Here is a 24,649-nt window from a genome sequence, read left to right on the forward strand (position 1 = left end):
CACGGGGCAAGGGGTTTGGATCATGGCCTTGGTCAAGAAGAAGCGGATCGACACGGCGAGCGCCTCCCGCAACGCGGACGGCGGCGAGGACGCGACGGTGCTTCCCAACGACGCCGCTCTGCCCGGTCCGCCCGACAGCGCCCTCTCGACCCGCCGCGCGGCGGAGGTCCGGCGGCGCACCCGCGCCGGGAACCGGCGGCGCAAGGCGGCGGAGGGCATCGCCGCCGCGTCGAACGAGCTTGCCAGCGGCGTGACCCAGGCCGCCGCCGCCGCCGAGGAGCTGCGCAAGGCGATGGAGCAGGTCGCCGCCGGCGCTGAGGAGGCGGCCAGCGCCACCCAGCAGTCGCAGCGGATGATCGACCGCAGCGCCGTCCTGATCGGGCGCGCGCGCGGCAACGCCGAATCCTCGCTGGCGCGGATCGAGGCGCTGCAGACGCTGATGAAGGACGTCAGCGCCCAGATTCTCAGCTCCGTCGATGGGCTGGTCCGCGCCGCCACGCGGCAGGAGGCCGCGGTCGGGCTGGTCCGCGACCTGGAGCGGCAGGCGGCGGAGATCGGCACCATCGTCGAGGGGGTGGCGGTCATGGCCGACCAGACCAACCTCCTGGCCCTGAACGCCGCCATCGAGGCCGCCCGCGCGGGCGACGCCGGGCGCGGCTTCGCCGTGGTGGCCGACGAGGTGCAGGCCCTGGCCGAGCGCTCCGAACGCTCCGCCAACGAGATCAACCGCATGGTCGTCCAGATCCAGGAAGCGGTCGGCGCCATCGCCGAGAGCATCGTGGCCGGCGCCGACGCCTCCAAGGCCGAGGTGGAGCGGGGCCGCCAGATCGCCACCCAGCTCGACCGGGTGCGCGACGGCATGGGGGACATCGCCCGCGGCGCCCAGGAGACCATCAAGGCCGCGCTGGAGGCTGATTCCGCCGGGCGGGAGGCGCAGCGCGGCGCCGAGAGCGTCGCCTCCGCCGCGGAGGAGCAGGCGGCGGCGAGCGAGGAGGCGCTGAAGACCGTCGGCGAGCAGGCCAAGGCGCTGGCCCAGAGCGAGCAGGCCGCCGGCCAGCTGTCCGATCTGGCCGACGAGCTGACCGACAGCACCGACGTCCATCGCGCCGCCGGGGATCTCGCGTCGGCCGCCGAGCAGCTGTCCGCCGCCATCGAGGAGATCAACCGCGCCGCCGCCCAGATCATGGCGGCGATCACCCAGATTTCCCGGGGAGCCCAGGCCCAGGGTGCGGCGACCCACCAGTCCAGCAGCGCCATCGCCGAGATCGAGGCCAGCGCCAAGCTCGGCCACAGCCGCGCCGAGGAGGCGCTTCAGCGCTGCGTCGGTCTGGAGGCGCTGCTGTCCGAGACGCAGGACATGGTCGGCGCCCTGACCATCGGGGTGGGGGAGGCGGTGGCCGCCAGCCGCCGCACCGTGGAGCGGATCGGCGCCATGGAGCAGATCGGGCGGCGCATCGACAAGGTGGTCGACGCCATATCCATCATCGCCATCCAGACCGGCATGCTGGCGGTCAGCGGCTCCATCGAGGCGGCGCGGGCCGGCGAGTTCGGGCGCGGCTTCACCGTCGTCAGCAACGACATCCGCAACCTCGCCCGCGACAGCTCGGAGAATGTCGAGCGGGTGAAGGACATCGTCTACGCGATCCAGGACCAGATCGGGCGCGTGCGCCGCGACATCGAGGACATCGGCGGCGAGACGGCGCGCCAGTCCCTGCGCCACCAGGAATTCGCCGGAAGCCTCGCCGCCGCCATCGCCGACCTGCGGACCGTGACCTTGGGCAGCCGCGAGATCGTCGAGAACGCCGGCGAGGTGCAGCGCGCCGTGGCGGAGGCGCAGAAGGGCGTGGAGCAGGTCGCCGCCGCGGCCAACCAGGCCAACCGCTCCGCCAACGAGGCGGCCAAGGCCGCGCGGGAGCAGGCCAAGGGCGCGGAGGAGCTGGCCGCCGCCATCGAGGAGATCGCCGCCATGGCCGAAGAACTGCAAGGGGCCGGCTGACCGGCCGGCGGGGAGACGACCGATGGCCGCGATCATCCGCCGCGACGGCGTGCGTTCCTTCGTCCTTTTCACGGTCGGCGGCATGGAGCTGGCCCTGCCGCTCGACAGCGTGCTGGAGATCCTGCGCCCGCCCGCGCTGGTGCCCATTCCGCTGGGCCCGCCCAGCCTGGAAGGGCTGGCCCGGAGGCGCGGCGCCGTCCTGCCGGTCATCGGGCTGCGCCGGGTCCTGGGCCTCTCCGGAGCCGGGGCCGGGGAGGGCGGAGCGGATCGTAGGGAGGCGAAGGCGGCGCGGCTGCTGATCCTCCGTCACAACGGCCAGCCGGTCGGCCTGCTGGTGGACCGCGTGTCGGGCCTGTCCGCCGTGGACGACGACCGCATCGCCGACTCCGGGACGGCGCCCGATCCGTCCATCGACGCCGATCTTCTGGCCGGAGCGATCCTGGCCGGAGACGGGGCTGCGGGGGACGGCGCGCTGATTCTCGACCCGGGGCCGCTGATCGAGCGCCAATTCGCCGATCTGGGGCGGGGGCCGGCGGGCATCGGCGACTTCAGCGCGGCGCCCCAGCCGAAGACGGCCGCGGCGGTCCGCCAGGACGAGGAACAACTCGTCGTCCTCACCGTTGCGGAGCAGGAGTTCGCGCTGCCGGTGGCGGCGGTGCGGGAGATCGTTCCAATTCCGGAAACGGTGACCCGCGTCCCCCGCGCCCGCGCCCATCTTCTGGGCATGATGACGCTGCGCGACGCGCTGCTTCCTCTGGTCGGGCTGCGTGAGCTGTTCGGGCTCGACGCCCGGAAGGGGATGGACCGCGGCAAGGTTGCCGTCCTGCGCACGGCGGAGGGCTTGGTCGGCGTGGCGGTGGAGGATGTGCGGGAAATCCTGCGCGTTCCCCGAGAACGGATCGATCCGGTGCCGCCGCTGATGGCGCGGGAGCCGGAGTTCGAGGACATGGACGGCATCGCGCGGCTGGACGCCGGCGCGCGGCTGATCCCGGTCCTGTCGGCGGAACGGCTGTTCCGCCATGGCGCGGGCAATGGCGCCGGGCTGGGCGTTTCCGGTCAGGGGCGCGAAGGGGAGGTGGGCGTGGCGAGGGATGCGGAGGCGGAGCGGGCGGAGGCCTTCGTGGTGTTCCGGTTGGCCGGGGCGGACTATGGCCTGCCGGTCGCGGCGGTGCAGGAGGTGCTGCGCCAGCCCGACGCCGTCACCCCGCTGCCCAACGCGCCGGACTTCGTCAGCGGCGTGACGACCCTGCGCGGCGCCGTACTGCCGCTGGTCGCGCTGCGCCGCCTGCTGCGCCTGCCGGAAGGGCGCGGGGGCGCGGAGGAGCGGGGCCGCGTGGTGGTGATCGCGGCGGGGGCGGCCCGCGCCGGGCTGCTGGTGGACGGCATGGCCGGGATCGTCCGCCTTCCGGACGACGCCATCGGGCCGGCCCCCGTCGTGTCGCAGGCGCAGCATCGGCTGATCCGCCGCATCGGCGCGCTGGAGCGCGCCGGGGAACGGCGGATGATCCTGTTGATGGACCCGGCGGAGCTGCTGGACATGGACCAGCTCGCCGACCTCCTGGCCACCGTCTGATCGGAAGTGGTCCTGTCATGGTGAAGGTCCTGGTCGTCGATGATTCGGCGCTGATGCGGCGGCGCATCGCCGAGATCCTCTCGTCCGCCGGCTTCGAGGTGGAAACCGCCGCCGACGGGGCGGAGGCACTGGAACGGCTGCCCGGTTTCGATCCGGATGTGGTGACCCTGGATGTCACGATGCCCGGCATGGACGGCCTCGCCTGCCTGAAGCGCATCATGATCGAGCATCCGAAGCCGGTGGTGATGGTGTCCGCCCTGACCGCGGACGGGGCGGAGGTGACCCTGGAGGCCCTGCGCCTGGGGGCGGTGGAGGCGGTGCGCAAGCCGACGGGGGTCGGGGCCATCGCCGGCATCGCCGAGGAACTGGTCGCCACCGTGCGCGCTGCCGCCGCGTCGCGCCCGCGTCGGGTGCTGGGGCTGCGGGAACGGTTGCGCCGGGCGCGCGAGCGCATCGTCGGCGAGGATTTCCTGGCCGACGCCCCCCTGCCGAAGGCGCGGACCGCGGCGGACATCGCCGGTGACGGCAACGACGAACCGGGCGAGGGGCTGGTGATGATCGGCGTGTCGACCGGCGGTCCGCGCACGCTGGAGGACATCCTGCCGCTCCTGCCGGCGGATTTTCCCTGGCCGGTGGTGGTGGTCCAGCACATGCCCGCCAGCTTCACCGGGCCGCTGGCCCGCCGCCTCGACACCATTTCCGCGGTGACCGTGGTGGAGGCCGCGGCGGCGACGCCGCTCCAGCCGGGGATGGCCTGCATCGCGCGCGGCGGCGCCGATCTTCAGATCGTCCGGCGCGGCGGGCGGCTCTGCGCCCAGCCCGTTCCGATGGACGAGCGGCGGAACTGGCACCCCAACGTCGACCGTCTCGTCGAGAGCGCCTTGCGCGCCGTGGCACCGTCGCGGCTGATCGGCGTTCTCCTAACGGGCATGGGGTCGGATGGCGCGGTCTCGATGACGGAACTGCGCCGCCAGGGCGGCCGGACGATCGCGGAGGCCGAGTCCAGCGCCGTCGTGTTCGGCATGCCGCAGGAGCTGATCCGCCGCGGCGGCGCCGACACGGTGCTGCCGTCCGACCGGGTGGCCCAGCAGGTGACGCGGTGGGTGATGGCCGGCGGGTGACGGCCGATGAGTGACGGCCGATGGGTGACAGGATGAACGCGACAGGCGTGGAGGCGGCGGCATGGCCCTGGTGAAGGCCCGGAAGATCGATGGAGCGAAGCCGGCGGGCGCCGCGGAGGGCGGCGATCCGCTGGCATGGCTGGAGGAGGCCGATCCGGCCCGGCGCCGCCAGGCCGCCCACGCGCTCGGCGAGCGCCCCGACGCCGTGCCCGCCTTGTCCGCGCGGCTGACGCGCGAGCAGGACGCAAGCGTTCGCGAAACCCTTCTCACCGCGCTGGTCCGCATCGGCTCCGCGGCGGCCGCGGCGGCGCTGGTGCCCCATCTGGCGAGCGAGGATGTCGGGCTGCGCAATGGCGTGATCGAGAGCCTCCAGCAGATGCCCGCCGCCGTGGTGATGCCGGAGGTCGCCCCGCTGCTGACCGCCGCGGATTCGGACCTGCGCATCTTCGCGGCCCAGCTTGTCGGGAAGCTGCTCCATCCGGACCGGCTGGACCTGCTGGCCGGGGTGATCGATCGCGACCCGCACGTCAACGTCTGCCTGTCCGCGGTGGAGGCGTTGATGGAGAGCGGCGATCCGGCGGCCCTGCCGATCGTCGAGCGGCTGTCCGGACGCTTTCCGGACGATCCCTTCGTCGCCTTTTCCGTCGACGCGGCGCGCCGCCTGTTTTCCGGAGCCTGAATGACCCTGCCTTCGGACAAGGGGCCTTCTTCGGACAAGGGGGACGCCGCCGGCCTGAGCGCCGCGGATTACGACGCCTTCTGCCGGTTTCTGCGGGAACGCACCGGCCTGTCCTTCACCGAGGCCAAGCGCTACTTCGTCGACCGCCGCGTGTCGGAGCGGATGGCGGCGGTCGGCGTTGAGCATTTCCGACAATATCTGAACCTGCTGCGCTTCCAGGCGTCGGGCGAGGAACTGCAGCTTCTCGTCAACCGGATGACGGTGAACGAGACCTATTTCTTCCGCGAGCTGTACCAGCTCGATTGCCTGGTGAACGCCGCCCTGGACGAGGTGGTGAGCGGGCGCGCGCCGGGCAGCCGGGTGCGCATCTGGTCCGCCGGCTGCGCCACCGGAGAGGAGCCTTATTCCATCGCCATCACGCTGCTGGAGCGGTGGAGCCGGGTGGACGAATTCGAGATCGAACTTTACGCCTCCGACATCGACAGCCAGGTTCTGGCCCGGGCGCAGGAAGGCATCTACGAGGAACGGTCGCTCCAGGCGATGCCGCGCGACCTCGTCGCCAAATACTTCACCCGGCTGGACGACCGGAGCTGGCAAATCATGGAAGAGTTGCGGGACTCCATCGACTTCTCGCTGGTGAACATCGCCGACCCGCGGCAAATGGCGAATTTCCGTGGCATGGACGTCATCTTTTGCCGCAATCTGCTGATCTATTTCGACGATCTGGGGCGGCGCGAGGCGGCGTCGATGTTCTACGACGCGCTGTCGCCCAACGGGTTCATCTGCCTCGGCCATTCGGAGAGCATGAGCCGGATGTCCTCTCTCTTCGTGCCGCGCCGGTTCCCCGACGCAATCCTCTATCAGAAGCCCCAGAGTTAAGGGAGGCCGCCCGGTGACCGATCGACCCAATCCGCAACCCCGCGTCCTCGTCGTGGACGACGCCGTGACCGTGCGGGCCTACACCCGGCAGGTTCTGGAGGCCGACGGCTTTCTGGTCGACGAGGCGGTGAACGGGATCGACGGGCTGGAGCACGCGCTGGAATCCACGCCGGACCTGCTGATCGTGGACATCAACATGCAGAAGATGGACGGCTACACCATGCTGCGCCGCTTGCGGCAGGAACACACCCTGCGGGACGTGCCGGCGATCATGATCAGCACCGAGGCCAAGGACAGCGACCGCGAGAAGGCGCTGCTCGCCGGGGCCAACTGGTATTTCGTGAAGCCGGTGCGCCCCGCCGACCTCACCGCCGCGGCCCGCCTGCTGACCGGCCGCGAGGCCCGGTCATGAGCGCGCTGTTCGAGCAGTTCGTCCTGGAATCGCGGGAGCTGCTGGAGGCCGCGGGCGCAGCGCTGCTGCGGCTGGAGCGCGACCCGACCGACAAGGCCGCGGTCAACGATCTGTTCCGTGCGCTGCACACGCTGAAAGGTGCGACCGCGCTGTTCGACATGGCGCCCTTCACCCGCATGGTCCATGCCGGCGAGGACGCGCTGATGGCCGTGCGCGACGGGCGCGCCGCCATGACCGGCGATCTGGCCGATCGGCTTCTGGAGCTTCTCGACACCGGTGCCGCGTGGGTCGACGGGCTGGAACTCAGCCAATCCCTTCCCGACGATGCCGACACCCGCGCGCGGGCGCTGGAGGCCGGGCTCCGCGCCGCCCTCGGCGGGCCGTCGGAAACCATGGACGGCGGCGCGCCCGCCGGCTTCGCCTGGGTGGACGATTTGCCGGAGGCCGACCGGGCCAAGGCCGCCGGGCGCACCGTCACCGCCATCGCCTACGACCCCGCGGAGGACTGCTTCTTCGCCGGGGACGATCCGTTGGACCTGTGCCGCCGCATCCCCGATCTGCTGCTGCTGCGCATCGAGCCCGCCGGGGCGTGGCCGCCGCTGTCCGACTTCGACCCCTACCGCTGCGGCCTGCGCTTCCGCGCGCTGAGCGGCGCGCCGAAGGACGAGCTGACGCGCCTGTTCCGCGGCGTGCCCGATCAGGTGGCGCTCGCCACGGTGGCGATTCCCGCCCTGGTGGCCGGGACGGCCTCCCGCGCAACGCCGGCCAGCCTCGCGTCAGCCACCCCTGGAGCCAACCTCGGGGCGGCCAACCTCGCGACGGCCAACCTCGCGACGGCCATGCTGCGGGAACAGGCGCGCATCCTCGGCCTGCCCGGCAGCGACGAGGAGACGGCGGCCCGCCGGGCGGCGGTGTTGCGGGCGGCGCGCAACATCCTCGCCGCCGAGGGGCGGGGCGCCGAGGCGGCGGCCCTGGAGCGCGTCGCCGAAGAGCCTTCCGAAGATCCCGTGCGTGCGCTCATCCGCTGCCTCGAGTCCCTGGCGGACGGCCCGGCCGCTGTGACGCCCGCGTCACCCGCCGTTCCGGCAAGCCCGGCGCGGCGGGCGCTGCGGGTGGACGCGGAGCGCATGGACCGGCTGATGGCGCTCGTCGCCGAGCTGGTCGTCGCCAAGGGAAGCCTGCCGTACCTCGCCCGCGAGGCGCAGGAGGGGCGGAGCGCCGACGCGCTGGCCCAGGGCATCAAGGAAGCCCATGGCCGCATCGACTCCATCGTCGGCGACCTTCAGGACGCGGTGCTGCGGCTGCGGCTGCTGCCGCTGTCGCGCGTCTTCGACCCGCTGCCCCGGCTGGTCCGCGACACCGCGCGGCGGCTCGGCAAGCCGGTCGAGCTGCACCTCTCCGGCGGCGAGACGGAGGCGGACAAGGACATTCTCGACATCCTGGGCGAACCGTTGCTGCACCTCGTCCGCAACGCCCTGGACCATGGCGTCGAGACGCCGGAGCGCCGGCGCGCCGCCGGCAAGCCGGAGGTGGCTGCGCTCCGCGTCCAGGCCTTCCAGGACAGCGGCGGCGTGGTGGTGGAGGTTTCCGACGACGGGGCGGGCATCGACGCGGCGGCGGTGCGCCGCAAGGCGGTGTCTCAAGGCGCCTTGACCGCGGAACAGGCGGCGGCCCTGACCGAGGCCGAGGCGCTGCGCCTGATCTTCCTGCCGGGGCTCAGCACCTCGGACGGCGTGTCGGACCTGTCGGGCCGCGGGGTGGGAATGGACGCCGTGCGCGGCGCGGTGGAGCGGGCGGGCGGACGGGTGGAGGTCGCCTCGACCCCCGGTGTCGGAACGCGCTTCCGCCTCGTCCTGCCGCTGACGATGATGGTCACGCGGCTGGTGACGGTGGAGACGGCGGGCGCGCTGTACGGCTTTCCGGTCACTCTGGTCACCGGCATGCGGCGCGTGCCCCAGGCCGCGATCCGCCGGATGAAGCACGCGGAGAGCGTGGTCGTGCAGGACGCGGTGGTGCCGTTGCTGCGGTTGCGTCGCCTGCTCAACCTGCCGGAGGACGAGCGGAAGCGCGGCGGGGAGGCGGTGCTTCTGGTGGACCTCGGCGGGCAACCGGTGGCGCTGGTCGTGGACGCCTTCCGGGAGCGCGCCGAGGTGGTTCTGAAGCCGATGACCGGGCTGCTCGCCCGGCTGCGCGGCTACGCCGGCACGGCGGTGCTCGGCGACGGGCGCCTTCTGCTCGCCCTCAACCTGCGGGAGCTGCTGTGATGCCCATCCGTTTCGAGGAGCGAACCGCCCGATTCGAGGGGGCCTGCACCGTCGACGAAGCCATTCCGCTGGCCGAATGGCTGTGCGCCGTCGCGGAGCCCCGCCTGGACCTCGGCGGCTGCACCGCCCTGCACACGGCGCTGCTGCAGGTTCTGATGGCGGCGGGCAGGCCGATCGCGGTTCCGCCGGAGGACGCGTTCCTCAAGGGCTGGGTGATGCCGGTGCTGAGCGGGGCGCGGCCGGCTTGACGCGCCATGCGCAGGATGCCACATTTCTATCGGCATTTTGCGCAAGGAGGGTTCGATGCCCGGTTATGACATGGCCCTGGCGGACCGTCAGCGTTCCCTGACCGCCGTCCTCCTCGGGCTCGACCAGCCGCCCGCCGACGAGCTGGCGGTGGTGCGGATCGTGCGCAACCGCCTGCGCACCCAGGCGATCGGCGCGCTGCAGGCGGCGGGGCTGGACGCCAGGGTGCTGGGCCGGATCATTCCTCGCCGTACCCTGGAGCACCGCCGGCAGAAGGGCGAAGCGCTGTCGCTGGAGGAAAGCGAACGGGCCTACCGGGCGGCAAGCGTCCTGGCCTTGGCGGAGGCGGTGTTCGGCAACCGCGACAAGGCGCTGTCCTGGCTGAACGCGCCCAAGGAGCGGTTCGGCGGCGAGGCGGCGGTGGACTTGGTCGACACCGACGTCGGGGCGCGGCTGGTGGAGGATGCGTTGATCCAGATCGACGAGGGCTATTTCGCGTGATGCTCTGGCGCATCAGCAACCACGCCGACCTCCAGGGCATCGGCGGGTTGCGGGCGTCGGCCCGATGGCACAACCGGGGCCGGCCGGTGGTGTATCTGGCCGAATCCCCGCCGGGCGCGCTGATCGAGATCCTCGTCCATCTCGAGGTGTCGTCCCCGGCGCTTCTGCCGGACCGTTACCGGCTGCTCGGGGTCGAGGTGGGGGAGGGCGTGGCCACCCAGCCCTGTCCGCCGCTGCCGCCGGATTGGACCGCGAGGAGCGAGATCACCCGGGCCATCGGCGACTCGTGGCTGGCGCGGCGGGACTCGGCCCTGCTGCGGGTGCCGAGCGCCATCATGCCGAACGTCCACAACGTGCTGCTCAACCCCCTGCACCCGGACAGCGCGCGCCTCCGCATCGTCGAAGCGCTGGAGGTCCCCTTCGACCCGCGCCTGTTCCGCTAAAGCGGATTTTCATTCGCCTCGGACGCAGATGGCCTCTTTTGCCGGCCGGGCTTCGGCCCCATGCGCGGCCGGCACCGCCGTCGCGGTCCAGAGCGGACGGCATTCCGCTTCAGCCGCCGTGCGTCAGGAGAACAACTCCATGGTATCGGGAACCTTGGTGGGCGTCCGCCCGGCCAGGATGGCGCTGACCGCCTCGACCGCGGAGATCAGCGAGGTCTGCGAGAAGGGCTTGGGCAGGCAGCCCACCCCGTACTCGCGCGTCGGCTCCACCTCCTCGCGGTAGGAGGTGACGAACAGGCAGGGGATGCCCAGCGCGGTCATCCGGCGGGCCGCGTCGATGCCGCTGGAACCCTGGGCGAGATGGATGTCGACCAGCGCCAGGTCCGGCTTGACCTCCTCCGCCAGGATCAGCGCCTTTTCGCTGGTGGAGGCCGGCCCATGCACCTCGTGCCCGGCGGACTCCAGGTAGAAGCTCTGCTCCATGGCGATGAGGACCTCGTCCTCGACGAGAAGGATCTTCATCCGTTCCACTCCGCCGCGCTGTCTTCCAGTATGGGGCCGCGCGTTTCCGGCATGGTCAGCGCGATGCGGAAGGAGGCTCCCCGTTCGACCGGCATCAGCGTGACCGTCGCCCCGACCTGCCCGGTCAGGCTGGTGATCAACCGCATGCCCAGGCTGCGCGACCGGCGCATGTCGAACCCGGCGGGCAGGCCGGGACCCTGGTCGGTCACGGTCAGCGCCAGCAGGTCGTCGGTGCGGTCGAGCGACACCAGGACGTTGGCGGGCGAGGACCCGCGATGCTTGATGGCGTTGGTGATCAGCTCGTTGGCGATCAGCCCCAGCGGCGCCGCTTGGTCGATGGGCAGGTCGACGCGCTCGGCCCGCACCTCGATGGAGCCAAGCGTGTCGCCGCCCGACGCGCGGGACAGGTCGGTGCACAGCTCGTTCAGGTAGCTGCCGAACTCGATGGTCTGGAACTGCTCGGTCTGGTAGAGCCGGCTGTGCACCCGCGCGATGGCGTCGATGCGGCTGCGGGCGTCCTGGAAATGGACGCGCTCGGCGGCGCCCGGCAGGCTCATGGTTTGCAGAGTCAGCAGGCTGGAGACGAGCTGGAGGCTGTTCTTCACCCGGTGGTTCACCTCGCGCAGCAGCGTGGACTTCTGCCCGACCAGCTTGCGCAGCGCCGCCTCCATCGACTTGATCTCGGTGACGTCGATGTGCATCAGCACGGCGCCGCCGAAGGGGCCGGCGGCCATCGGCGCGGCAAGGCAGCGGTACCAGCGCGGCCCTTCGTCGGACAGGCCGGGATACTCGATGGACACCGGCGACCCGCCGCGCAGCAGGCCGCGCAGCCCCTCGATCAGCGCGTCGGCGTGCTCCGCCCCGCTGCGGGTGGCGGCGCAGGCTTCCAGATAGTCGTCGCCGATGGCCGACCCGTCGCCGAGGAAGCCGGCCTGCGGCCCGCTTTCCGCCCAGGCCTTGTTGACCGAGATGATGTGCCCGCCGTGGTCGAGAACGGCGATGTGGGCCGGCAGCGCGTCGAGCGTGGCCTTGGTCTGCTCGGCGAGCTGGCGCATGGCGAGCGCGTTGGCCTTCAGCTCCTCGCGGGTGCGGCGGCGTTCGGTGATGTCGCGCAGCACGCCGGTGATGAAGCTCCGCCCCTCCGATTCCCAGCGGGCGAGCGAAACCTCCAGGTCGATGCGGGTGCCGTCGCGCTTGCGCCCGATCAGCTCCACCGGGGCTGGGCGGCCGGTCGGATCGCGCTCCAGCAGGCCGGACCAGTCGGGGGAGCCTTCGGCGAGGAAGAGGCTGACATGCTGGCCGATCAGTTCGTTGGGCTGGAAACCGAATTGTCGGGCGGCGGCCCCGTTGGCCCATTGCACGACGCCGCGCGTGTCGGTGGTGACGATGGCGTCGGGGGCGGTGTCCACGATGGCGCGGTAGCGCGCGTCGCGCTGCTCGCGCAGGACCCGCTCGCGGTTGACCACCGCCGTGACGTCGGTCACCTGGATCAGGCAGTAGGAGGCGTTGGCGACGGTGAAGGGGCGGATCAGCACGTTGTGGACCATCCGCCGCCCATCGGGGCAGCGCAGCGGGAACAGCACCGGGTTCAGCGTGTGGGACAGGACGCTGGGCGCCCCGGTCTCCAGCACGTCGCGCACCGCGTTGTGCAGCCGCGTGTCGCGCAGCGACGGCAGGGCCTCCACCAGCTCCCGCCCGTGGATGTCGGGCTCGGCGGTGCCCGACGCCCTTTCCATCCAGCGGTTCCAGAACTGCACGCGGCCATGGCGGTCCAGCACGACGATGCCGGCGTCCATCGCGTCGAGAAGGCCGTCCAGCCAGGGCATGCGCTTAAACTCGGTCGGTTCCATCGGGCGTTCCGGAGGCGATGCGGTCGATGAATCCATGGATCAGTCCCTTCAGCGACTCCAGGGACGACAGTCCCATGAGCAACGCGATGTAGCCGCGGATGCTCCGGCTGCGGATCAGGAAGTCGATGTAGAGGAACATCACCAGCTCGTCGGGGTTGGGCCCGTTGCTTTGGAAGATGCGGTCGCTGTCGCCGCGCAACACGCTGGGCAGCGAGATGTCCAGGTTGTCCTTCAGCGTGTTGGCCATGACGACCAAGCAGCCGTTGAGGATGATGTTGCCGATCTCGGCGAGCGCGTCCTGCTCCAGATCGACGATTTCTTCCAGGCTCAGCTCGCTGCCGAGGACGGCGCGGGCCAGTTCCAGGCTGTTGGTCTCGGGGAAGATCAACAGGGCGCGGCCGGAAAACGACCCGTCGAAACGCTGCTCGACCGCGACGAGGCTCAATTTCTCGCGCGCGGCCAGGAGGCCGGCGGCGTCGTTGCGGCTGACGATCTCGATGGAGGGAACGGACAGCAGGACCTGATCGGCGACCATGCGGCTGAGGTTGGTCGCGGCACGGCCGACGCCCATGTTCACCAGCTCGGTCAGCGCGTCGCGCTCGAGGTCGCTCAGATCAACCATGCACCGACGCTCCCGTCTCCATGGACGCGCCGCGGCATCGGCGCCCCCGGGCACAGTGCGACAGGAACGCCGTGAAAGTCTCCCCCGTCAACGGCATAGGCCAAATTGGGAGTGCTCTAGGCAATTCAGCAACAAGGTGCTGTCGATCCAACAATTGGTCCCTTCCATTGATCGCGGCCCGAATAAAGGGGCCGCCTGTACTGTGATCCGGTGCGACGCTCTGCCGCTCCTTGCTGCGGGTCAGGCCGCCAGCCGGCGGACGAGACCCCGGAGAAAATCCTCGCAGGCCGTGACCTGGGCGACGTCGATGTATTCGTTGGGCTGATGCGCCTGATCGATGGAGCCGGGTCCGCAGAGCACGGTGGACAGGCCAGCCCCCTGGAACTGGCCGGCCTCCGCCGCGAAGGAGACCATGCCGGTGTCGTTGCGCCCGGTCAGGGCGTGGCAGAGCTGGGCCGCCGGCCCGTCCGGCTCCGGCGCCAACCCGGGGACGCCGGCGAGCTGCTCGGTGCGGATGTCGCAGTCCGGGCTGATCCGGCGCATGGCGGCGCGCAGCCGCTCGCACTCCGCCTCGAAGCGGTCGCGGTAGCGCGTCCAGTCGTCGCCGGGCAGCGGGCGGATGTCCCAGACGAAGGAGCAGTGGCGGGCGGTGATGTTGGCCGCCGTGCCGCCCTCGATGGTGCCGACCTGCAGGGTGGTGAAGGGCGGGTCGAAGCCGCATGCGGGGTCCGCGGCGGCGGCGTTCTCCGCCGCCATGTCGCCCACCAGGGTGACGAGCCGCGCCGCGGTCATCACGGCGCTGACCCCGCGGTCGATCTGGGACGAATGGACCTCGTGCCCGGTGACCGTGGTGCGCAGGACGTAGCAGCCCTTGTGGGCCAGAACGACCCCCATCGAGGTCGGCTCGCCGACGATGACGGCGCCGGGGCGCGGCAACTCTTCGGCGATGCGGGCGATCATGGCCGGGGCGCCGATGCAGCCGACCTCCTCGTCGTAGGACAGCGCCAGATGCAGCGGCCGCTTCAGTCCGGCCGACAGGATCTCCGGCAGCAGGGCCAGCGCCACCGCGGGAAAGCTCTTCATGTCGGCGGTGCCGCGCCCGTAGAGGCGCCCGTCGCGCTCGACCAGGGTGAAGGGATCGGTATCCCAGGGCTGCCCGTCCACCGGGACGACGTCGGTGTGGGCCGACAGCACCACGCCACCCTCGACCATCGGGCCGATGGTGGCGAACAGGTTCGCCTTGGCGCCGTCCGGGCTGGGCACCAGCCGGCTTTCCACGCCGTATCCGGCGAGATGGTCCCGAACCCAGTCGATCAGCGCCATGTTGGAGCGGCGCGAAACCGTATCGAAACCGACCAGACGGGCGATCATCGCCTTGGAGACGTCTTGCACCCTTGCGATCCAATCTGCGGGACGGCGGAGCCGATCCCGCGCTTGTGATAATCTTTAGCAGTCAGACACTGGCCCTTGCATCCTACGATGTCAAATGAGTCGTCCGGATTACGCGGGCATAGCGGCCAACGGCCAATGCCGGTTGTCCGGTTTTCCCGCATTCGGGGTGCCGTCCAACCGGTTGTGCATTGGGACCGCTCGGACCCGGCCGCGGCCGGGCGGACGCTGCGGGCGCGGTCAGGCCGCCGACCAGACCTTCTCGGTCAGGATCGTACGCACCAGCGTCAGCGCGCTCTCGGCGCTCTCGCGCCCGTCGAGCTTCGCCGCCACCGCCTCGATCTGGGCCGGCGGCAGGGTGGCGCGCAGGCGGCGCACCGTGTCGGTCAGGTGCTTCTTGGCGAAGCGCGCCTGATTTCCGCGCTCCGACAAGTCCTGGAAGGCCAGCCGCCGGGTGGTCGCGTCGCGCCCGGCGCTGGCCGCCGTCGCCCGCTCCGCCGCCGCGGCAAGCTCGTTGGAGGATTGGAGGTAATTGCTGATGGCTTCGGTCAGGATACGGTTGGCTTGAAGCATGGGATCAAGGGGCATGCGCTGAACTCTTTGCCTTCCGTGACGGCTCCGGGCCGCAAACGGCCCCCTGCCAAGACGTTTCACCCGAAGTTACTTGGGGCGGCCGCTCCGCTTCAACCCGGCGAAGGGTTCTATGCGGACCGCAATCCGGAGCAGCTCTGGCACCTTGGGAGCGGTACCACCCCATGGTCTATCACCGTCCGCTGGCTGTCGAGGCCGGCCAAGCAATGGGCCTATGAATTTCCTATGAACTAAGGCACGCTTTCTTTGTGTACGTTTATCGTCACATAAACCGGGCACTAAAACGGGAACCCACGGGCGCAGGACGCCGTTTTCCTCGAGCGTCGATGTTTCTGCGGCCATGCCCACTTGGACCAAGCCCATTTGGAGACGGAAGAATGCAAGGCGATCGTGAGGACCGCATCCGCCACCGCGCCTATGAGATCTGGGAGCGCGACGGGCGACCGGAGGGACGGGGGGAAGAACATTGGGCGCAGGCCTGCGCCGAGATCGAAGCCGAGGACCGGACGGTGACCGCGGCGGAGCCGGCAGCCATGGTCGCGGCCGTCAAGGACGCCGCCACGGGGGCCGTGAAGAAGGCGGTCCGCCGGACCAAGACGGCGGCGACCGAACTGCTGGGCGTCGGCTTGAACGCCGTGGTCGATGTGGTCGAGGAGGCCGTCGCGCCCAAGAAGACGCGCGCCCGCAAGGACAAGGCCGAACCGGTGGCCGCGAACGAATCCTCCGCCGAAACCCCGGTCGCGGTTCCGGTTCCGGCGGCCCCGAAGCCGGCGAAGACGCCCCGCGCCAAGGCCCTGAAGGCTGAACCGGTAAAGGCTGAACCGGTGAAGGCGGAAGCGGTGAAGCCGGTCGCCCCGCGCGGCCGCCGCAGGACGGCCGCATCGGACACCGAACCGGCCCATTGACCCGCGCCGGCCCATTGACCCGCGCCGGCCCTGCGCGTTCCTACAGACAGGGACGGATGTAGGGCCGGTTCGCCTCCCACAGCTCGTCCAGGATCTTCACGGCGGCGTCGGTCGACGTCACCACCGGGTCGATCAGCAGGGCCTGGAGCGCCAAGTCCTTCGAGGCGTGGACCGCCGCCTCGACGGCGAGTTGCTGCACGCTCGCCTGGACGTGCAGCAGCTTGGCGATCGGGTCGGGCAGGGGGCCGAGCGAGACCGGGTGGACGCCCGCCGCGTCGGCCAGAAGCGGCACCTCCACCGCCAGATCGGGCGGCAGGTTGGGGATGGCGCCCTGGTTGTAGACGATCCCCGATTCGATGAAGCGCTTCCGGTTGTGCAGGACCCCGGCGATGACCTGCACCGCCCGTTCGCCCCAGGACGGTTGCGTCCAGTCCTCCGGCACCGGGGTCGTTCCGGCGATGGTCCCGTCCATCAGCGCGTTGAGGATGCCGCGCCCGCGCTCGTCCTCCGCGAAATCGAATCCGTGTTCCCCGCCCTCCCAGCCGTAGGGCAGATATTCGCCCATATGGTCGTCGCTGCAGGTCGGCCACAGGCCGAAGCTGGTGAACAGGCGGCGGGTCAGCGGCGTGAAGGTCGGATCGTGGGTCTTCTCCCGCTCGCGCAGCAGCGGGTAGAGGTCGCGTCCGCTCGCCCTGTCGCGGATGTGCATCAGCCACTGGAAGTGGTTCAGTCCGGCACCCCAGACCTCCACGTCCTTTTCGGCCATGCCGAGGATCTGGCAGATGAACCAGCGCGCCAGAAAGATGCCGTGGCACAGCCCCAGGGTCTTGACCTTCGTGTATTTGCCGAGGCCGAGGACGACGCGGCTTTCCGGGTTGGACAGGTTGATGAACTGGGCGTCGGGGCACAGCTCCTCGATGTCGCGGGCGAAGTCGAAGATCAGGGGCAGGGTGCGCAGCGTGAAGAACAGGCCGCCGGGGCCGCCGTTTTCGCCCAGCGTGTGGCGGATGCCATGCTTCTTCGGGACCTCGAAGTCGAGCTTCCACAGGCGGTTGCGGTCGATGGCGACGGAGTTGACGACGAATTCCGCGCCTTGCAGGGCGGCGCGGCGTTCGGTGGTCTGTTCGATGATCAGGCCGGCGTTGCCCTTGGCGTTCAGCAGGCGGGCGAGCGCCGTCATGCGGTCGAGCGCCGCCGGATTCGTGTCCACCAGCGTCAGGGTGCTGCCCGCCAGCTCCGTCGTGGTGAAGAGGTCGCGGTACATGCTCAGCCCGAAGGCCGCGCTGCCGGCGCCCAGGAAGACGATCTTGGTGGTTTTGGGGGTGGTAACGGCCATGGGATGCCTCCCGTCCGCGGGAATGCTGCTGTGCTGATTTGTCAGGGCAGCCGCCTTGGGTGAAGCATACACTTGTTACGACGAAGAGACTATACCTGATGGTTAGAATAAGTGTGGTGGTCTCTTCGCTTGCGCAACATGGCCTTCGCGCTCGCAACAGTGCATCTGCAGCATAATCACTTCGAGGGAGTCCCCGTCATGGCAGTCTTCACTTTCCCCAAGGACTTCCTGTGGGGGGCGTCCACCGCCGCCTATCAGATCGAGGGTGCGATTCACGAGGACGGGCGCGGTCCTTGCGTGTGGGACACCTTCACCGACGCCGGGCGCATTCAGGACGGCAGCAGCGCCGCCGTCGCCTGCGACCATTACCATCGCTGGGCGGAGGACATTGCCCTGCTGAAGGATGCGGGATTCAACACCTACCGCTTCTCCATCGCCTGGCCGCGCATCCTGCCGAGCGGGACGGGGGCGGTGAACGCGGCGGGGCTCGACTTCTACGACCGGCTGGTGGACGGGCTGCTGGCCGCCGGCATCCGGCCGATGGCCTGCCTGTACCATTGGGACCTGCCGCAGCCACTGGAAGACCGCGGAGGTTGGCAGAACCGGGAGATCGTCGGCCCCTTCGCCGATTACGCCCGCATCGTCGCCGCCCGGCTTGCCGACCGGGTGAAGGACTGGATGATGCTGAACGAGCCGAACGTGGTCGCCACCCACGGCTACGGTACGGGAGAGCACGCGCCCGGCCACAAGCTGGGCGAGACCGGCATCCTGCGCGCCCTGCACCACCAGAATCTGGCGCAAGGGGCGGCGCTCCGCGCCATATCGGCGGAGCATGCGGGCCTGACTCTCGGCACCGTCATCAACCTCCAGCCCTGCCGGGCCGAGAGCGACCGGCCGGAGGACGTCGCGGCGGCGGCCCGCTGGGACGCGGTGTGGAACCGGGTGGCCCTGGACGGCGTCATGCGCGGCGAAATTCCCGAGCTGATGGCGGAGCGGATGAAGGATTTCGTGTTGCCGGGCGACGAGGAGGCCATCCGCTTCCCCATCGATCTGCTGGGCATCAACTACTATTCGCGCATGACGATGAAGCACGAGACGGGTCATCCCTTCGACGTGTGGTGGGGCGATGCCCATTGCGACCGCTGGACCGCCATGGCCTGGCCGGTGCAGCCCGACGGACTCTACGATCTGCTGATGGCGTTCAAGCGGGACTACGGCAACCCCGCCGTCTTCGTCGCCGAGAACGGCGCGGCCTATGACGACGTGGTGACGCCGGACGGGCAGGTGCACGACGACGAGCGCGTGGCCTTCCTGCGCGACCATGTGGCGGCGGTCGGCCGGGCCCTGGCCGATGGCTGCAATGTAAAGGGCTATCTGTGCTGGAGCCTGCTGGACAATTTCGAATGGGCCTTCGGCCTGTCGAAGCGGTTCGGCATTGTCCGCGTCGATTACGACACGTTGGTTCGTACGCCCAAGGACAGCTACCGCTTCCTGAGTGCGGTGGCGAAGAGCGGGCGGCTTGACAGCGTTTGAAAAGGCCGGAGGATTCAGGCCGGAAATTGCATAGCGAATTCCGGCCTGACTGGAAATTTCCAGAGGGAGTTCTAGAAAACTCTTCTTTTCACCGTTCAGAAAATTGGCGACGGCACAGCTTCTGAACCTCCTCTTGCGGAGGAAGGGCGTGAGTTCTTATGAGAGGCCAAGGTATCCCCAAAGATTGTAGGTCGTCGATCCCACCGTTATGTATTCGACCTCGCCGGCTCCATGGCCATACGTCGAGCCGTTGAAGAATCCTTGAATGTAGATTCCATTGGAACCGCTGGTGTCGGAGGTGGTGAAGATGCCAAGCCAGTCGTTCAGATTGCCAGAAGAGTCCGTGAAGCGCGTGAAGGTGAGGTTGCTGAAGCTCGATACGTCGTTGATGATGAGCTGGTCGGAGGTTCCGCTTCCATCGACAATCCACGAAAGGCCGCCGTCGTTGTAATAGTGGACATAGGTGTCATTCCCGCTTCCACCGGCAAGAATATCACGGAAGCTCGAAGCGCCACCGTTTAACGTATCATTGCCGTCCTGCCCATAGAGCGTGTCTTCTCCCGTGCCGCCGAGCAGATTGTCGGAACCGGTCCCGCCATAGATCAAGTCAGAACCAGCATCACCACTGATAAAATCGTCGCCGGCACCGCCATCCAATGAGTCGTTGCCGTCTCCTCCGCTGATGTAATCATTGAGACTTCCCCCAACAATCTGGTTGTTCAGGTTGTTTCCATATATGGACCAAGTCTCGTAAGGGTTGGAGGGGGCCCAATTGTACTGGCCGGACGTCAGTGCGTAAAATCCCATTTCGATCCCCATTCGAGTATGATTGTATGCATTCAAGTGCACGTTATTATTGCTATATTCATATGTTGCAGCGGTCAATAAGGGTAAATTAGGAGATATTGTCGCACTTATAAATAAAACGTTATTCATCTAACTATTTCATTTCTAATGATTAGCTAATGAAGATTTTTAGATTAACCTTGCCTTAACTGTTTAAGGCCAATCATCCCAATGAAAGCGATGCAATGGATTTGCATATTTTTGTATGCAGATGCCGCATCAGATGAAAGATTCGGTTTTTTGCTTTACGAGCATCGGGGGAAGTCATGGGAATTTCCGACGTTTCGGCATCCTTGTTCCAGGCCACCGCCGCGGCCTCCTTCCAGGCGAAGCCCGCTGCTGCGAAGGCCGGTGCCACGGACGGGACGGCACCGGCCGCCTCTTCCAAGACCGACAGGGTCGATCTCAGCGATCTGGCTTCGGCGCTGAAGGGTGATGCGCTTGACCTGTTCAAGAACCTGTCGGCGGACGATCGGACGTCGCTGGGCAAACTCGTCTCCGATGGGGCGCTGTCGGCGGATGAACTCAACGACGCGCTGTCGTCCGCACTGAAATCCGAGCGCAAGAAGGCGTTCTGGCAGTCCGCCAAGGATGACGCCGATGCGGGAGGCACCGCCGAAGGGGCAACGCGCCAGCAGAGCATGAAGGCCATCTCTGATCGCATGGAGTCAACTTTGGAGAGCCGGTATGCAGCCATGGATCGGCCGGGAATGAGCCCCCAAGACCGCTTGGCCGCGCTGGGCAAGCTGAGCGCAGACCTGAAGGATATGCAGGATTCCTGGGACCAGTTGGCTGGCATCGGCATGCCCATGAAAGCCTACACCCTCAAGGGGGGCGATGACCGTTTCTTCGCAACGTCGAAAGAGCAAGCGGCCGGGCAAAAGTTAAAGGACCTGGGATTCCATTCCGGGACCTTTGACAAGGTGCTTTCGAGTCAATCCAAGGATTTCGCGCAGAATTACCTGTCTGAGGAAGGAACGTCTCAGATAACGTTGGGGAATGCGAACAAGTAGTCTGCGACGCCTTCAATGCTGGGTTTTGCCCATATCGTGAAAGTTTAGGCGCAATGTGGGCGGGGGCGAGCACTCCCGTCCGCGAATTGTCACATCGGAGTCAAGCGGAAGCGGTGCTATCGACGGTGTCGTGTCACCACTGCGTTCGCCCATGCATTCCGTTGGAACTCACACCGCTTCAGGGTCCAGTGACGCCGAGAACGTCCGCGCAGCCATCGTCGTGCCGACCTACAAGCATTCGGGCCTGTTGGTCGAGGCGTTGTCCACGGCCCTCGCCCAGGACACCGATTTCGCCTACGCGGTTGTGGTGGTCAACGACGGCTGTCCCTTCCCGGAAACGGAACGGGTGTGCCGGGAGTTCGCCGCGGCCCATCCGGGGAGGCTCTATGCTCTGCACAAGCGCAACGCCGGGCTGAGCGCGGCGCGCAACAGCGGGATCGCCTTCGCGCTGGACGCCTTTCCGGCGCTGGAGGCGGTCTACTTCCTCGATTCCGACAACCGCATCCGGCCTCATCTGCTGCAACGCATGCTGGACGCGCTGCGGGCGGCGGGGCCGGAGGTCGGCTGGGCCTATCCGGACGTCGACAAGTTCGGTTTCTTCGAATTCTGCGACATGTCCGGCGCCTATTCGCCGCTGGAGCATCTGTTCCGCAACGTCAGCGAGGCGGGCAGCATGGCGTCGCGCCGCCTGCTCGACAGCGGCGCCCGCTTCGACGAGGCGATGCGCCAGGGCAGCGAGGACTGGGAGTTCTGGCTGCAAGGGCTGGAGCGCGGCTTCCACGGCGTTCATGTGCCGGGCACCGGCTTCGGCTACCGCCGCCGCGGCGAGAGCATGCTGACCGAGTCCGAGCGCGATTACCGCCCCATCCTGACCCACATCCAGAAGCGCCACCCCGCGCTGTTCGCGGTCCAGGCCGTGCTGCGGGCGGAAGCCGCCGTCGGCCGGCGTTACGCCGTGTATCTGCCCGACCGCGCCATCGTCCGCTGCGTCACCGACCCCATGGCGGGCGAGGAGGATCTGCCGCTCGCCGACTTCGTGCGCCGCGCCTTGCGGGCGCCGGAGCGGCCCGGCTACGGGGAGTGCCCCGGCCTGCTGGCGGTGATGGACTCCGGCCTTTACGCGATGCTGGCGCGTCACCGCCTGTTGCGCGGCGCCCTGTGGGTTCTGGAGCGCGCGGCGGCCCAGGCGACCCTGGTGCGCGCCTCGGTGTCGGCGCGCGCGGCGGAGGGCGGCGTCGCGCTGTGCTGGTCCGGAACGCCCGTGGGGCTGCAGGCGGACGCGCCGTTCCCCCTGCCGGACGGCGGGGCGGCGCTGGCGATGCTTCCCACCCCGGTCCTGCTCGACCTCGTGCGGCGCCAGCCGGCGGGCACCGCCTTGCTGGAACGGGAGCCGTGGAAGCCCTGCGCCGAGGCCCGGCTGACCCTGACCCTGGCGCTGCCCGGCGCGGTCCCGCCGCCGGCCGGTGCCGATGCCGCCCTGTCCGCGCTGCGCGAGGCGATGGCCGCGGCGTGGTCGCGGCCGCCCAACGGCGGCTGGGCGGCGGCGCCCATCGACCGCTACCGCGCCGGGGTCGCCTCGCCGGAGGACGTCTACCGGACGGTGCATCAACTGCCCTCGGTGCTGCCGCTGCCCCCTCCCGTCGGGAACCGGCGGCTGGCGGCGCTGGTCGCCGACCCCGCCGACGCGGCGGCGCTGGACATCGCCGCCCGCATGGCCCGCTGGCTGGCCGGCAAAGGCTATGACGCGCATCTGGTGGCGCTGGGCGGCGGGGGCCTGTCTCTGGCGGCGGGCGTGGTGGAGGCGTTCGCGTCGATCATCGCCCATCCGCTGCCGCTGGTGCTTCCCGAGCGCCCGCTGACCCGTCGCGACGCCTATCTGGGCACGCCGCTGCGTCCCTGGGATGCGGTGGAGGAGGATGGGGCGGTCGGCACGCTGGCCGTCTTCGATCTGGCGGTGACGGTGCGGCATGGAGCGGCCCATCCGCTGATGGGGCGGCTGCGCGCGCTCGGCGTCACGGGCTGGGCGCTGCTGGGGGCCTCCGACGAGCCGGGTGCGCCGTCCCTGGCCGACGCGGTCAACGGCTGCGCGGCTTTCGAGCACGCCTACCAGTCCGTCGTCCCGCTCGACCCCCGGACCTTCCGCCTTTGCCAGGCGCTGGGCTTCCCGCCGAACAAGCTGCGGCGCTGGGAGGATGCGGCGGCGCCGGATGCCGATCCCGATTGGGCCGCCTGCATGCCTCTGTCCGCCTGCCTTCCCGAAACCTCCGCGGCCGCCTGAGAGGGGTGTCGTCATCATGAAGCTCTCCACCCCCGCGGCCCAGTTCGCCTCCCTCTACGACGGAACGCCGAAGCTCATCATGGTCGGCGCCGACGCTTCGCAGGACCCTGGAGCCATTCCCCTTCGCATCCTGCGGTTGGTTCGTCACGACGGCGGCTATCTGCTGCTGTCGGGGGACACCGGGGCAGCGGAGGGCGAGGCGTTGCGCAGCTTGGCGATACCGCCCGCCGCCGTCCGGATGTTGTGGTCCTGCGACGAGGCCGCCCGGCGGGACGCCGAGCGGCTGCTCGGCTGGTGGCAGGAGGCCGGCGGACCGGACAGCGCGCCGCCGCAGGTGACGGGCGATGCGTCCAGCCTGCTGCACGGCCTGTTGGCCCAAGCCTTCGGGGAGATCGACGGCCTGCACCGCCGCAACGCCGGGCTTCAGCGGACCCTGTCCACCCTGAGGGAGGAGTGGGGCCGCTCCGCCCGCCTGCCGCCGGAGGCGGTGGAGCTTCTGGACGCCCTGCGTCTCAGCCCGCCGCGGCTGGTCTTCGCCACGCCCCGCCCGGTGGGCGCGCTGGCGGTGCCGCTGCGCCATGGCCGGATTGGCGCGGAGGCGGCGGAGATCGTGCAGCGCCTGCCGGCCGGCGCGCGGGGGCTGGCGGGGCTCGATCTGCATCTCGACCGGGCGCCGATGGGAAGCGGGGTGCTCGCCATCGCCCTGACCGGGGTGGAAACCGGCGAAATCCTTGCGGAATGGCGGCTGCCCTTCGGCGAACTGCGATCCGGCTGGCTGCCGCTGCGCCTGCCCGCCGCCTCCACCCGGATGGATCGGCTTCTCGACCTGCGGATCGGCGCCATCGGGGTGGTGACGGAGGCGCCGCGCCTCTCGCTGGCCCAGGCCGGTCTGCTCGACGAATACGCCGTCGCGCCGCCGGCCCGCGCCATCGGGCAGCCGGCCATGCTGGCGCTGCGGCTGTGGGGCGGGCTGCCGGGACTGGAGTATGGCGCGGCGGCGCATCTGGCCCCGCATCCGGCGCCGGACCGTATGGTCTGGCCGCTGACCCAGCCGGTTCTGGCTCAGGTGCGCAAGGGACGCGACTTCGAGGCGACCTTTCCCTGGTTCGGCCTGCTGCGCGGCGGGCGCATCCTGCTCCACCCGCTCCACGGCGTCGTCACCGCGGCCCACATCCCGTTGGACGAGGTGCCGGGCGCCGTGGCCGTGCGGGCACGGGCGGTCATCGACGATCCGCGCTGCCGCACCGCCATCGCCTGCAAGCTGGTGGTGGCGCCGCCGGCGCTGACGGTGGACGAGGCGGAACGGGAGCAGGGCGTCCTCGCCTCCAGCGGCTGGATGGTGATGGAGGAGCCGCGCCGGCCGCTCGACCTCGCGGCCGTGCTGGCGGCGCCCTGGTCGGGGCCGATGGCGCTTCATCTTTTCACCGACATTCCGGATCGCGGCCACGGCCTGTACGGGCGCACCATCTTCTCAGACTTCGAACTGGAGATCGATTCCCGGACCGCTTGGGCCAACCCGCCCATCCAGTCGGAGGCGGCGGAGGAGGGGATCGCCGCCACGCCGTGATCCGCTATGACCTTGTGGCGGTGCGGCAACCCTTTGGTGCGGTGCGGGGCAAGCTGTTGGTAATAAACTGTTCGTTAGGGTAG

General features: G+C 69.5%; 22 protein-coding genes. 15 read left to right on the plus strand and 7 right to left on the minus strand.

Translation table 11 applies throughout. From position 1 onward, the window contains the following. Nucleotides 1-22: 22 nt before the first annotated feature. From ABVN73_RS22600 to ABVN73_RS22645, 10 genes are all read left to right on the plus strand, one after another. The gene (locus ABVN73_RS22600) at nt 23-1,996 is read left to right on the plus strand and encodes a methyl-accepting chemotaxis protein (RefSeq protein WP_353860845.1); all 1,974 of its coding nucleotides are present in this window, start codon (nt 23-25) and stop codon (nt 1,994-1,996) included. A 22-nt stretch (nt 1,997-2,018) separates the two neighbouring features. Then, entirely contained in the window at nt 2,019-3,569 is a 1,551-nt protein-coding gene (locus ABVN73_RS22605) for a chemotaxis protein CheW (RefSeq protein WP_353860846.1), read from the plus strand. 17 nt (nt 3,570-3,586) lie between these two features. Continuing rightward, complete coding sequence (gene cheB, locus ABVN73_RS22610; protein WP_353860847.1) at nt 3,587-4,690, plus strand: chemotaxis-specific protein-glutamate methyltransferase CheB; 1,104 nt, start codon at nt 3,587-3,589, stop codon at nt 4,688-4,690. Nucleotides 4,691-4,751: 61 nt separating this feature from the next. Next, nucleotides 4,752-5,369 (plus strand): HEAT repeat domain-containing protein, encoded by a 618-nt coding sequence (locus ABVN73_RS22615; protein ID WP_353860848.1) that lies wholly within the window; start codon nt 4,752-4,754, stop codon nt 5,367-5,369. Then, a complete protein-coding gene (locus ABVN73_RS22620; protein WP_353860849.1) occupies nt 5,370-6,248 on the plus strand; it encodes a protein-glutamate O-methyltransferase CheR in 879 nt (292 codons plus the stop codon). Between the two features lie 13 nt (nt 6,249-6,261). After that, nucleotides 6,262-6,660 carry a response regulator gene (locus tag ABVN73_RS22625; RefSeq protein ID WP_353860850.1) on the plus strand — a complete coding sequence of 133 codons (399 nt, stop codon included), beginning with the start codon at nt 6,262-6,264 and terminating at the stop codon, nt 6,658-6,660. Then, nucleotides 6,657-8,924 carry a chemotaxis protein CheA gene (locus ABVN73_RS22630; RefSeq protein WP_353860851.1) on the plus strand — a complete coding sequence of 756 codons (2,268 nt, stop codon included), beginning with the start codon at nt 6,657-6,659 and terminating at the stop codon, nt 8,922-8,924. Before ABVN73_RS22625 ends, ABVN73_RS22630 begins: the two co-directional genes overlap by 4 nt. Next, the gene (locus ABVN73_RS22635) at nt 8,924-9,172 is read left to right on the plus strand and encodes a hypothetical protein (RefSeq protein WP_353860852.1); all 249 of its coding nucleotides are present in this window, start codon (nt 8,924-8,926) and stop codon (nt 9,170-9,172) included. Before ABVN73_RS22630 ends, ABVN73_RS22635 begins: the two co-directional genes overlap by 1 nt. A gap of 55 nt (nt 9,173-9,227) precedes the next feature. After that, complete coding sequence (locus ABVN73_RS22640; protein WP_353860853.1) at nt 9,228-9,671, plus strand: antitoxin Xre/MbcA/ParS toxin-binding domain-containing protein; 444 nt, start codon at nt 9,228-9,230, stop codon at nt 9,669-9,671. After that, complete coding sequence (locus tag ABVN73_RS22645; RefSeq protein ID WP_353860854.1) at nt 9,671-10,114, plus strand: RES family NAD+ phosphorylase; 444 nt, start codon at nt 9,671-9,673, stop codon at nt 10,112-10,114. The genes ABVN73_RS22640 and ABVN73_RS22645 overlap by 1 nt, the downstream gene beginning before the upstream one ends. 123 nt (nt 10,115-10,237) lie before the next feature. Here the strand turns inward: ABVN73_RS22645 and ABVN73_RS22650 are convergent, their stop codons facing one another. From ABVN73_RS22650 to ABVN73_RS22670, 5 genes are all read right to left on the minus strand, one after another. Beyond that, complete coding sequence (locus ABVN73_RS22650) at nt 10,238-10,636, minus strand: response regulator (RefSeq protein ID WP_353860855.1); 399 nt, start codon at nt 10,634-10,636, stop codon at nt 10,238-10,240. Further along, nucleotides 10,633-12,522, minus strand: coding sequence for a PAS domain S-box protein (locus ABVN73_RS22655; protein ID WP_353860856.1), 1,890 nt, complete (start codon nt 12,520-12,522; stop codon nt 10,633-10,635). The genes ABVN73_RS22650 and ABVN73_RS22655 overlap by 4 nt, the downstream gene beginning before the upstream one ends. After that, the gene (locus ABVN73_RS22660) at nt 12,467-13,108 is read right to left on the minus strand and encodes a chemotaxis protein CheC (RefSeq protein WP_353860857.1); all 642 of its coding nucleotides are present in this window, start codon (nt 13,106-13,108) and stop codon (nt 12,467-12,469) included. Before ABVN73_RS22660 ends, ABVN73_RS22655 begins: the two co-directional genes overlap by 56 nt. A gap of 240 nt (nt 13,109-13,348) precedes the next feature. After that, nucleotides 13,349-14,479 (minus strand): acetylornithine deacetylase, encoded by a 1,131-nt coding sequence (gene argE / locus ABVN73_RS22665; protein WP_353861428.1) that lies wholly within the window; start codon nt 14,477-14,479, stop codon nt 13,349-13,351. Nucleotides 14,480-14,737: 258 nt separating this feature from the next. Then, nucleotides 14,738-15,085, minus strand: coding sequence for a hypothetical protein (locus ABVN73_RS22670; protein WP_353860858.1), 348 nt, complete (start codon nt 15,083-15,085; stop codon nt 14,738-14,740). 380 nt (nt 15,086-15,465) lie between these two features. On the opposite strand from ABVN73_RS22670, the gene ABVN73_RS22675 reads away from it, so the two are divergent. Further along, nucleotides 15,466-15,993, plus strand: a complete 528-nt coding sequence (locus ABVN73_RS22675) for a DUF2934 domain-containing protein (protein ID WP_353860859.1) — start codon at nt 15,466-15,468, stop codon at nt 15,991-15,993. Nucleotides 15,994-16,033: 40 nt separating this feature from the next. On the opposite strand, the gene ABVN73_RS22680 is transcribed toward ABVN73_RS22675, so the two are convergent. Beyond that, nucleotides 16,034-17,329 (minus strand): alpha-glucosidase/alpha-galactosidase, encoded by a 1,296-nt coding sequence (locus tag ABVN73_RS22680; protein WP_353860860.1) that lies wholly within the window; start codon nt 17,327-17,329, stop codon nt 16,034-16,036. 198 nt (nt 17,330-17,527) lie between these two features. Here ABVN73_RS22680 and ABVN73_RS22685 point away from each other — a divergent pair, with 198 nt between their 5' ends. Next, nucleotides 17,528-18,862 carry a GH1 family beta-glucosidase gene (locus ABVN73_RS22685; RefSeq protein ID WP_353860861.1) on the plus strand — a complete coding sequence of 445 codons (1,335 nt, stop codon included), beginning with the start codon at nt 17,528-17,530 and terminating at the stop codon, nt 18,860-18,862. A gap of 156 nt (nt 18,863-19,018) precedes the next feature. Here ABVN73_RS22685 and ABVN73_RS22690 read toward each other — a convergent pair whose 3' ends face one another. Next, a complete protein-coding gene (locus ABVN73_RS22690) occupies nt 19,019-19,681 on the minus strand; it encodes a calcium-binding protein (RefSeq protein WP_353860862.1) in 663 nt (220 codons plus the stop codon). 293 nt (nt 19,682-19,974) lie between these two features. Here ABVN73_RS22690 and ABVN73_RS22695 point away from each other — a divergent pair, with 293 nt between their 5' ends. The 3 genes from ABVN73_RS22695 to ABVN73_RS22705 all read left to right on the plus strand — a co-directional run bounded on the left by ABVN73_RS22695 (nt 19,975) and on the right by ABVN73_RS22705 (nt 24,566). Next, on the plus strand, nt 19,975-20,721 hold the full coding sequence (locus tag ABVN73_RS22695) for a hypothetical protein (protein WP_353860863.1): 747 nt from the start codon (nt 19,975-19,977) through the stop codon (nt 20,719-20,721). 220 nt (nt 20,722-20,941) lie between these two features. Continuing rightward, on the plus strand, nt 20,942-22,999 hold the full coding sequence (locus ABVN73_RS22700; RefSeq protein ID WP_353860864.1) for a glycosyltransferase family A protein: 2,058 nt from the start codon (nt 20,942-20,944) through the stop codon (nt 22,997-22,999). A 16-nt stretch (nt 23,000-23,015) separates the two neighbouring features. Continuing rightward, entirely contained in the window at nt 23,016-24,566 is a 1,551-nt protein-coding gene (locus tag ABVN73_RS22705) for a DUF6212 domain-containing protein (protein WP_353860865.1), read from the plus strand. The last annotated feature ends 83 nt before the right edge of the window (nt 24,567-24,649 follow it).

Origin of the sequence: Azospirillum formosense (assembly GCF_040500525.1) — a bacterium.
Lineage (GTDB): Bacteria > Pseudomonadota > Alphaproteobacteria > Azospirillales > Azospirillaceae > Azospirillum > Azospirillum formosense_A.